This window comes from Cellulomonas sp. IC4_254, assembly GCF_011603975.1.
Lineage (GTDB): Bacteria > Actinomycetota > Actinomycetes > Actinomycetales > Cellulomonadaceae > Cellulomonas.
Window position 1 is genome coordinate 1 of the sequence record NZ_JAANNB010000156.1, and the last position, 9416, is coordinate 9416.

Annotated in this window: 8 protein-coding genes; 4 read left to right on the forward strand and 4 right to left on the reverse strand. The window is 77.0% G+C overall.

Going from position 1 to position 9416, the window contains the following annotated elements; genetic code table 11:
* A partial coding sequence (locus G6556_RS14205) for a glucoamylase family protein (RefSeq protein ID WP_166942642.1) occupies positions 1–1878 on the forward strand: 1878 nt, incomplete at its 5' end.
* A gap of 35 nt (positions 1879–1913) precedes the next feature.
* Here G6556_RS14205 and G6556_RS14210 read toward each other — a convergent pair.
* Positions 1914–2942, reverse strand: a complete 1029-nt coding sequence (locus tag G6556_RS14210) for a LacI family DNA-binding transcriptional regulator (RefSeq protein ID WP_166942645.1) — start codon at positions 2940–2942, stop codon at positions 1914–1916.
* Positions 2943–3015: 73 nt separating this feature from the next.
* Here G6556_RS14210 and G6556_RS14215 point away from each other — a divergent pair, with 73 nt between their 5' ends.
* Positions 3016–3903 (forward strand): TIGR01777 family oxidoreductase, encoded by an 888-nt coding sequence (locus G6556_RS14215; RefSeq protein ID WP_166942648.1) that lies wholly within the window; start codon positions 3016–3018, stop codon positions 3901–3903.
* 99 nt (positions 3904–4002) lie between these two features.
* On the opposite strand, the gene G6556_RS14220 is transcribed toward G6556_RS14215, so the two are convergent.
* Both G6556_RS14220 and G6556_RS14225 read right to left on the reverse strand, forming a co-directional pair.
* The gene (locus G6556_RS14220) at positions 4003–5037 is read right to left on the reverse strand and encodes a Gfo/Idh/MocA family oxidoreductase (RefSeq protein ID WP_166942651.1); all 1035 of its coding nucleotides are present in this window, start codon (positions 5035–5037) and stop codon (positions 4003–4005) included.
* 10 nt (positions 5038–5047) lie between these two features.
* Positions 5048–7393, reverse strand: coding sequence for an MMPL family transporter (locus tag G6556_RS14225; RefSeq protein WP_240934523.1), 2346 nt, complete (start codon positions 7391–7393; stop codon positions 5048–5050).
* Between the two features lie 78 nt (positions 7394–7471).
* Here G6556_RS14225 and G6556_RS14230 point away from each other — a divergent pair, with 78 nt between their 5' ends.
* Positions 7472–7939, forward strand: a complete 468-nt coding sequence (locus G6556_RS14230; RefSeq protein WP_346774912.1) for a MarR family transcriptional regulator — start codon at positions 7472–7474, stop codon at positions 7937–7939.
* Between the two features lie 7 nt (positions 7940–7946).
* On the opposite strand, the gene G6556_RS14235 is transcribed toward G6556_RS14230, so the two are convergent.
* Positions 7947–8465: a flavodoxin domain-containing protein gene (locus tag G6556_RS14235; protein ID WP_166942657.1), complete on the reverse strand. Its 519-nt coding sequence runs from the start codon at positions 8463–8465 to the stop codon at positions 7947–7949.
* Positions 8466–8620: 155 nt separating this feature from the next.
* Here G6556_RS14235 and G6556_RS14240 point away from each other — a divergent pair, with 155 nt between their 5' ends.
* A complete protein-coding gene (locus G6556_RS14240) occupies positions 8621–9346 on the forward strand; it encodes a DUF4191 domain-containing protein (RefSeq protein ID WP_166942660.1) in 726 nt (241 codons plus the stop codon).
* Positions 9347–9416 lie beyond the last annotated feature (70 nt).

The following is a 9416-nucleotide window of genomic DNA, read 5'->3' on the forward strand; positions in this document are numbered from 1 at the left end:
CGCGCCCTCGCCGCCGGCATGGCCGCCCTGCTGGCCGGCGCCGCCGCCGCGCTGGCCCCCGCGGCCGCCGCCACCACCGCGCAGGCCGCCGCCCCCGCCCCGGCCGGCCGGGACCGGGCCGAGGGCGGTGGCCACGGCGGCGGTCAGGGCGGCGGGCGCGACCTCCGCCAGCTCCGCACCTGGCTGGCCGACACGTACCACTCGCTGGACGCGATGACCGACCCCAGCACGGGCCTGGTCGCCGACAACATGCCCGGCGCCCTGGAGCCCGGCACCGCCAGTGCGTACACCTCCCCGACGAACATCGGCGGCTACCTGTGGTCGACCGTCGTCGCCCGGGACCTCGGGCTGCTGAGCCACCGGGACGCGCGCGACCGGCTGGCGACCACGCTGGGCACCCTGGAGCGGCTGGACCGGCACGACGAGTCGGGCATGTTCTACAACTGGTACGACCCGGCCACCGGAGACCGCGTGGACACCTGGCCGGACAGCGGCGACCCGGTCGAGCACTTCCTGTCGTCCGTCGACAACGGCTGGCTCGCGGCGGCGCTGCGCGTGGTGGCGTCGGCCGAGCCGAAGCTCGCCGACGAGGCCACCGCGCTCTACGACTCGATGCACTTCGGCGTGTACTACAACCCGGAGGGCCGCGCCGACCTCGGCGTCGGGCTGATCCGGGGCGGGTTCTGGGACGACGAGCCGTCCGGCTGCTCGGTGCCCGGCAACTACACCGGCGGCGAGACCGTCTACTACACCTGCCACCACTACGACACGACGGTCTCCGAGACCCGGATCGCGCTGTACCTCGGCATCGCGGACGGCGAGATCCCGCCCGAGGCGTACTGGGGCACGTACCGCACCTTCCCGTCGACCTGCGACTGGTCGTGGCAGGAGCAGCGCCCGAGCGGCGTGACCCGCACCTACGACGGCGTGCCCGTCTACGAGGGCGTGTACCAGTACGACGAGATGGCGCTCGTGCCCGGGTGGGGCGGCTCGATGTTCGAGGCGCTGATGCCCGACATGCTGGTGCCGGAGTCCGAGTGGGCGCCGCGGTCGTGGGGCGTGAACCACCCGCTGGTCGTCGAGGCGCAGAAGCGGCACGGGCTCGACGAGGCCGGCTACGGCTACTGGGGCTTCTCCCCCGCCAGCGACCCGCACGGCGGCTACGCGGAGTACGGCGTGGACGTCCTCGGGATGCGCTCGGACGGCTACCTGTCGGACGGCACGACGGACGTCGACCTCGGCTTCGCGGGGTGCCGCGAGGCGACCAACCCGGAGCCCGAGTTCGGGGACGGCGTCGTCACCCCGCACGCCGCGTTCCTCGGGCTGGAGTACGACCCGCGCGGCGTGGTCGACAACCTGCGGAACATCGCGGCCGACTTCGACGCCTACGGGCCCGGCGGGTTCTACGACGCCGTCGCGGTCCGGTCCGGGACCGTCGCCGAGCGGTACCTGTCGCTCGACCAGTCGATGATCGTCGCGGCGATCGGCAACTACCTGCGCGACGGGCTGCTGCGCGACTACGTCGTCGGCCCGGACATGGAGCAGAACCTGCGGCCGGTGCTCGCGGCCGAGGTGTTCTCGTCCTCCGCCGGCCCGGTGCCCCCGGTCCTGACGGGGCCCGCCCCCGGGTCGGCCGTCGACGCGGTGACCGGGCTGGCCGGCACCGGCGAGCCTGGCGCGCACCTCACGGTCACCGGACCCGACGGCGCGGTCTGGTGCACGGCCGACGTCGACGCCGACGGCGCGTGGGCGTGCGACGTCGCGTCGCCGCCGGCCGCGGGGTCGCACGCCCTCGCCCTGTCGACCACGAACGACGCCGGGATCACCGTGCCGGGCGAGGCGGTCACGCTGACCGTCGGCCCGGCCCCCGGCGCCTGACCGTCAGGCGCCGCGCCGGGCGCCTGACGGCCCCGTCAGCGGGCGGGCGGCGGGGCGGTCGAGGCGCGCACCACGAGCCGGGTCGCCAGCTCCAGGTGCGCGTGACCGCCCCCGCCGCCCTCCCGCGACCGGTGCGCGAGGGCCACGGCGGCGTCGCCCATCTCGTCGAGCGGCTGCCGCACGGTCGTCAGCGCCGGGTCGAGCCAGGCCGCGACCGGCTGGTCGTCGAACCCGACGACCGACAGGTCCTCGGGCACCCGCACGCCGTGCTCCCGGGCCGCGCGCAGCACGCCGATCGCCGTGTCGTCCGAGGCGGCGAACACGGCGGTCGGCGGGTCGTCAGCCCGGAGCAGCACCTCCGCCGCCCGGAACCCCGCGTCCACGCCGTACGCCCCGCCGCGGACCAGCCCGTCGTCGACGGCCAGCCCGCCCTGGATCAGCGCGGTCCGGTAGTCCGCGAGCCGGGCGACGGCGTTGTCCTGGTCCTGCGGCCCGGTGATCGTGGCGATCCGCCGGTGCCCGAGCCCGACGAGGTGGGCGGTCGCGTCGAGGCCGCCGCGGAAGTTCGTCGCCGCGACGGCCAGCAGCTCCGGGTCGGGCCGGGTGCGCGGGTCGACGACCACGAGCGGCACACCCGCGCGGGCGAGCTCCGCCCGGGCCGCCTCGTCGGGGACGCCCACGACGCTGACCAGCCCGTCGGTCCCCCGGCGCAGCGCGTGTCGCACCCAGGCGCCGCTCGACCCGGACCCCGGGTCGGAGTCCACGGTGACCACCAGGTCCGCGCCGAGCCGCGCCGCCGCCCGGGCCGCACCGCGCACGACGGCCTCCGCCCAGGTGCTGTCCAGGTCGACCACCCGCAGGTCGACGAACCCGGTCCGCCGGCTGCCCGAGGGCCGGACCGCGTACCCGTGCCGGGCCAGGACGGCGGCGACCCGCTCCCGGGTGGCGCCGGCCACGTCCGGGCGGGAGTTCAGCACCTTCGACACGGTGGGCACCGAGACGCCGGCCTCGGCGGCGACGACGGCGAGGGGCGGCTGCGTCCCGGCCGGGTGCTCGGCGTCCATGGCGCCCCAGCGTAGGGGCCCGCGACCGGGCCCCGCCGCGACGGGCCGGGTCGGCGCACGTAGGGTCGGCCGCATGATCGTGGTGGTGGCGGGGTCGAGCGGGCTCATCGGGACGGCGCTGGTGGCGCGGCTGCGCGAGGAGGGCCACGAGGTGCGACGGCTCGTCCGGCGCGCCCCGCGCACCCCCGACGAGCGCACCTGGGACCCGCAGGGCGGCGTGCTCGACCCCGCCGCGCTGGCCGGCGTCGACGCCGTCGTGAATCTCGCCGGCGCGGGCGTCGGCGACAAGCGGCTCACCCCGGCCCGCAAGCAGGTCGTGCTCGAGTCCCGCACGAGCACCACGGGGCTGCTCGCCCGGACGATCGCCGGCATGGCCGACCCGCCGCGCGTGCTGCTGCAGGGCTCCGCCACGGGTGCCTACGGGTACCGCGGCGACACCCGGGTCACCGAGGAGGAGCCGTACGGCACGTCCTACCTGGCCGAGGTCGTCCGCGCGTGGGAGGCCGCCGCGGCCCCCGCCGTCGCCGACCCGCGCGTCCGCGTCGCGTTCCTGCGCACCGGCATCGTGCTGGCGCCGTCCGGCGGAGCGCTCGGGAGGCTGCTGCCCCTCATCCGGCTCGGCCTGGGCGGACCGCTCGGGAGCGGCCGGCAGTACTGGTCGTGGATCAGCCTCGAGGACGAGGTGCGCGCGATCCTGCACCTGCTCGACGCGCCGGTCAGCGGCCCGGTGAACCTCACCGCGGAGCCGGCCACCGAGATCGCGATCGTCCGCGCCCTCGCCCACCGCGCGGACCGGCCCGCGGTCCTGCCGGTGCCCGGGTTCGCGCTGCGGATCGCGCTCGGGCAGTTCTCCGAGGAGATCCTCGGCAGCCTGCGCGTCGTCCCGGCCGCGCTGACGGCCTCGGGCTTCACCCACGTCCACCCCACCCCGGACTCCGCGGCCGCGTACGTCCTGCGCTGACCCCGCGGGCCCCGCGGCCCACGCCGCCGAGTGGGCAGCGGATGTCCCCTCGCGGGCCGCTGAAGGGACATCTGCTGCCCGCTCGGCGGCTGACGCGCGCTACGCGTCCAGCGGGACCGCGCGGTGCTCGCGCGCGGAGACGCGGGCCGCGTCCAGGACGCGCGCCGTCATCACCGCGTCGGCCGGGTCGACCGGGACGGCGCCGGTGCCGCGCACCCACGCCTCGACCGCCCGGTAGAAGTCCGGGTGGCCACCGGGCGCGCGGCGCACCGGCACCCGCTCGTCGCCGTGCACGAGCCAGCCCTCGTGCGCGTCGTCGCCCTCGTCGAGGACGGCGAACGGCGTCGCCTCGCCCTCGAAGCTCGTCACCAGGTACGCGCCGCGGTCGCCGAGGACGCGGGTGCGCGGGCCGGGCGCGCCGACGAGCCCGCCGGCCTGGAGGTGGCTGATCACCGCCGACCCGTCGGGCCGCGCCGCGTGCGTGAGGGCGAGGAACACGTCGTCCTCGGCGGGCGTGGTGAGGCTGCGCAGCTCGGCGTGCACCCGCGCGACGGGTCCGAACAGCTGCACGGCCGAGTCGACCAGGTGCGCGCCGAGGTCGAGCAGCAGACCGCCGGCGCGGGTGTCGTTCTCCTTCCACCGGTGCTGCGGCACGGGCCGCCAGCGCTCCCAGCGGCGCTCGAACCGGTGCACCGTGCCGAGCTCGCCCGCGTCGAGCAGGGCGCGGAGCGTCAGCTGCTCGGGGTCCCACCGGCGGTTCTGGAACACGGTGAGCCGCCCGCCCGCCTCCGCGCCGAGCCGGGCGAGCGCGGCGGCCTCGTCGGCGGTCGTGGCCAGCGGCTTGTCGACCACGACGGAGGCCCCCGCGGCCAGCGCCGCGGTCACGTGCTCGACGTGGTCGCCGGTCGGGCTCGCGACCACGACCACGTCGAGCTCCCCGGCGTGCGCGAGCAGGGCCGGCACGTCCGGGTCCACGGCCACGCCCGGCCAGTCCTCGCCCGCGGCGGCGGCGCGGTCCGGGTTCCGCGTCACGACGCGCACCACCTGCGCCCCGACCTCGCGGAGCAGCCGGGCGTGGATGCCCCGCCCCGCCGAGCCGTAGCCGACCAGTCCCACCCGCAGCGCGTCCGTCATGGCCGCCACCCTAGGCCCGGTGCACGCCCTCCTCCTGACGGGCGAGCCGGCTCGGCCACCAGGTGCGTCGGCCGACGTCGTGCACGAGCGCCGGCACCAGCAGGCTGCGGACCACGAGCGTGTCGAGCAGCACGCCGAACGCCACGATGAACGCGAGCTGGGCGAGGAAGAGCAGCGGGATGACGCCGAGCGCCGCGAACGTCACGGCCAGCACGACGCCCGCCGACGTGATCACCCCGCCGGTGACCGCCAGGCCGCGCAGCACCCCCTCCCGGGTGCCGAGCCGGACGCTCTCCTCCCGGACCCGGGTCATGAGGAAGATCGAGTAGTCGACCCCCAGCGCGACCAGGAACGTGAACGCGTACAGCGGGACGGCCGGGTCGGCGCCCGGGAAGTCGAGCACGTGCTCGAACACGACCGCCGCGACGCCCAGGGCCGCCGCGAACGACAGCACGTTGGCGAGCATCAGCAGCACCGCGGCCAGGACCGAGCGCAGCAGCACCATGAGGATCAGCAGGATCACGACGAGCACCACCGGCACGATCACCCGCAGGTCCCGGGTGCCGGCGTCCTGCGCGTCCAGCGTCTCGGCGGCGGCGCCGCCCACCAGCGCGTCCGGGGCCACCTCGTGCACGGCCTCGCGCAGCCGCTCGACCGTCGCGACGCCCTCGGTGGTGTCGGCCGCAGCCTCGGTCGCCACGTCCACCCGCACGTCGCCGTCGACGATCACCGGCTCGGCGGGCTCGTCCGCGCCCGGGCCGCCCGACGGCGCGCCCGTCGTCGCCCCGGTGTACGGGGCGGCGGACACGACGCCGTCGACGTCCAGGGCCGCCGCGACGACGGCGTCGGCCTCGTCCTGGGCCACGATCACGGTCGCGGGCTGGACGGTGCCGGCCGGGAAGTGGTCCGCGAGCACCTCCTCGCCCGCCACGGCGTCGACGTCGGTGAGGAACACGTCGGCCTGGCTCGTGCCGGAGGCCTGGAACGTCGGCAGGAACGCCGCGCAGCCGAGCAGGACGACGGTGGTCAGCACCCACACCAGGCGGTCGCGCCGGCCGACGCCGCGCGCCAGCCGGCCCCACAGGCCCTGGGCGGGCGCCGGGTGCCCGGCGGGGGCGTGCGCGCCGTGGTGGTCGTGCTCCGGTGCGGCGGGCACCCCGGCACCGACGGCGGCCGGGTCGTCGTGCGCCGGGCCCACCGCGTGGGCGCCCGGCTCCGCCACCCGCGGCACGCGCGGCCAGAACAGCACCCGGGACCGGCGCCCGGCGATCAGCAGCAGGAGCGGCAGCAGCGTGAACGCCGCCAGGGAGGCCGCGGCGATGCCGAGCGCCCCCACCGGGCCGAGGGACCGGTTGGACGCCAGGTCGGACAGCAGCAGGCAGAGCAGGCCGGCGACGACCGTGCCGGCGCTGGCGGTGATGGGCTCCAGGCTGCGGCGCAGTGCGCGGCGCATCGCGGCGGCGGGCGCCGCGACGGTGCGCAGCTCCTCCCGGTAGCGGGCGACGATCAGCAGCGCGTAGTCGACGGAGGCGCCCACGACGAGGATCGACAGGATGCCCTGCGCCTGGCCGTTGAGGGTCAGCACCCCGGCGTCGGCCAGGTGGTAGACGGCGAGCGCGGCCGCGCACAGCGCGAACACCGCGGTGAGGATCACGGCCAGCGGCAGGAACGGCGACCGGTAGACCAGCACGAGGATGACCAGGACGGCACCGAGGGCGACGAGCAGCAGCACGCCGTCGATGCCGCCGAACGCGTTGGTCAGGTCCGCCACGAACCCGCCCGGGCCGGTGACCCAGGCGTGCAGCCCGGCCTCGCCCGCGGAGTCGGCGGTGGCGCCGAGCTCGTCGGCGAACGTGTCGCGCACGGCCTGCACGGTCGCGCCGACCACGCTCTCGTCGTCGGCCAGCGAGGTGTCGGCCTGGTCGGCGTCCAGCGACAGCGGGACGAGCAGCGCCTCGCCGTCCTCGGACGGCACCACGACCGGGTCGCCGGTGAGCACGTCGCCGAGGGTGGCCGGGTCGCCCGCCGCAGGGTCCGCGCCCGGCAGCGGCACGTCCGCGAGCCCGTCGACGACCGGCTGCACCGCCGCGATCGCGGACGGGTCCAGCGCGCCGCCGTCCTCGGCCTCCAGGACCACCAGCACCGGCAGCGCCTCGGACTCCGTGAACGCCGCCGACGCCTCCGCCGCCCGCGTGGACTCCGCCGACGACGGCAGGAACGCCGCCGCGTCGTTCGTCTGCACCTGCGACAGCTGCCCCTGGGCCATGCCCCCGAGCGAGCCGACCGCCAGCCATCCCGCGGCGACCGCCAGCACGGCCAGCCCCCGTCCGATCCCCCGCGCCCTATTCCTCAGCATGCTGAGCACTATGCGGGACGCGCCGCGTTCCGGCAACATGAGGCCGGGGCGGCTGCCCCGCAGGAGGAGAGGGACCGAGTGGAGCACGACGCCGGAGGGCCGCAGGAGCACCCGCGGTGGGAGGCGATGGCCGCGCCGGAGCCGAGCGGCTGGCCGGTGGGCCGGCTGCTGTCCGCCGCCGCGCGCCGCGTCGAGCGGGACTGGAACGCACACCTCGCGTCCTGGGACCTCAACCACGCGAGCCAGCCCGTGCTCGTGATCCTGCTGCGCGGCCCGCGCACCCAGGCCGAGCTCGCGGCGCTGTGCGACGTCACCGAGCAGACCATGAGCCGGGTGCTCGCCCGCCTGGAGCGGTCCGGCTACGTCACCCGGACGGCCCACGCCACCGACCGGCGCAAGCACCAGATCTCCGCGACCGACGCCGGGCGCGCCGCCGTGCTGGCCGCCTCGGACCCGGTCGCCGCCGAGGCGATGGTGACCGACGGGCTGTCGGCGGAGCAGGTCGACCAGCTGCGCGCCCTGCTGCTGATCGTCGCGCGCCGCTGACCGCGGCTCAGCCCTGCGCCACCCGCCCGCCCCGCTCGATCCGCCGCAGCTCGTCCGCGACCCGGGCGGCCCACGCGTCCACCTCGTCGAAGTCGCGGAAGTCGCCCGCCTCGGCCTCGATCATCGCCACCAGCGCCCGCTCCGCGAGCCCGAGCTCGTCCCGCCGGAGCCGGCCGCCGAACGCCACGCCCCCCCGCGCGGCCACCCGGCGCGCCACCACCTGCACGTCGTCGGGGTCGGTCGCGGGCAGCGGCGGCTCGCCCACCCGCCCGGACCAGAACAGCCAGGTCGGGCGGGACGCGAGCTGCGCCGCCTGCCGGTCGACCAGCTCCCGCAACGCCGCCGCCAGCCGGCCGACGTACACCGCCGACCCCAGCACCACCGCGTCGTAGTCCGCCACCGCGCCGACGTCGTCGGGGTCGGCCTCGACCACGTCGTGGCCCGCCCCCCGCAGCACCCGCGCCACCTCCGCGCCGATCTCCCGCGTGCCGCCGTGCCGCGACGCCACCGTCACCAGGACCCGCATGGCCGTCTCCCCCGCGTCCGGGGCCCGGCACCGGCGCCGTGCCCGTCCCACCAGCGTCACCCGCGCGCGGCCGCACCCGCCAGGGACCTCCGTCCCGGGACGGACCCCGCCGCCGGGCGACGGCGACGCCCCGCGCGCCGGTAGACTCCCGGGTCATGGCCCGTGAGAAGAACCCGACCGCCGGCGCGGCCGCGAAGCCCGCGAAGGTGAAGAAGACCCGGTGGTACCACCAGGTCTGGCAGGCGTACCAGATGACCCGCCAGCAGGACCCGGCGGTGACCTGGCTGATCCTCGGGGTGTTCTTCGGCGTCATCGTGCTCGGCCAGCTTCTGGGGCTGTTCTTCCTCAGCTGGTGGTGGTGGCTGTTCGTGAGCATCCCGTTCGCGCTGCTCGGCGCCATGTTCACGCTGACCCGCCGCGCCGAGCGGGCCGCGTACGCCCGGATCGAGGGCCAGCCGGGGGCGGCGCTGTCCGCGCTCGGCACCATCCGCCGCGGCTGGACGTTCGCCCAGGAGCCGGTCGCCGTCGCGCCGCGCACCCAGGACCTCGTCTACCGCGGCGTCGGCCGCCCGGGCATCGTGCTGATCGGCGAGGGCCCCGCGAACCGGATCGGCAAGCTGCTCGAGTCCGAGCGCAAGCGCACCGCCCGCGTGCTGCAGGGCGTGCCGATCACGCTGATCGAGGTCGGCCGCGACGAGGGCCAGGTCCCGCTGCCTCAGCTCGCCCGCAAGGTGCAGCGCCTCAAGCCGCAGCTCACCAAGGCCGAGGTCGGCGAGGTCGTCAAGCGCCTCCAGGCGCTCGGCGCCGTGAAGATGCCGGTGCCGAAGGGCGTCGACCCGATGCGCGTCCGCCCGGACCGCAAGGGCATGCGCGGCCGCTGACCCGCCGCACGCGCGGACGCGCCCGCACCCCTGGAGGGTGCGGGCGCGTCCTGCTTCCCGAGCCGCCCCC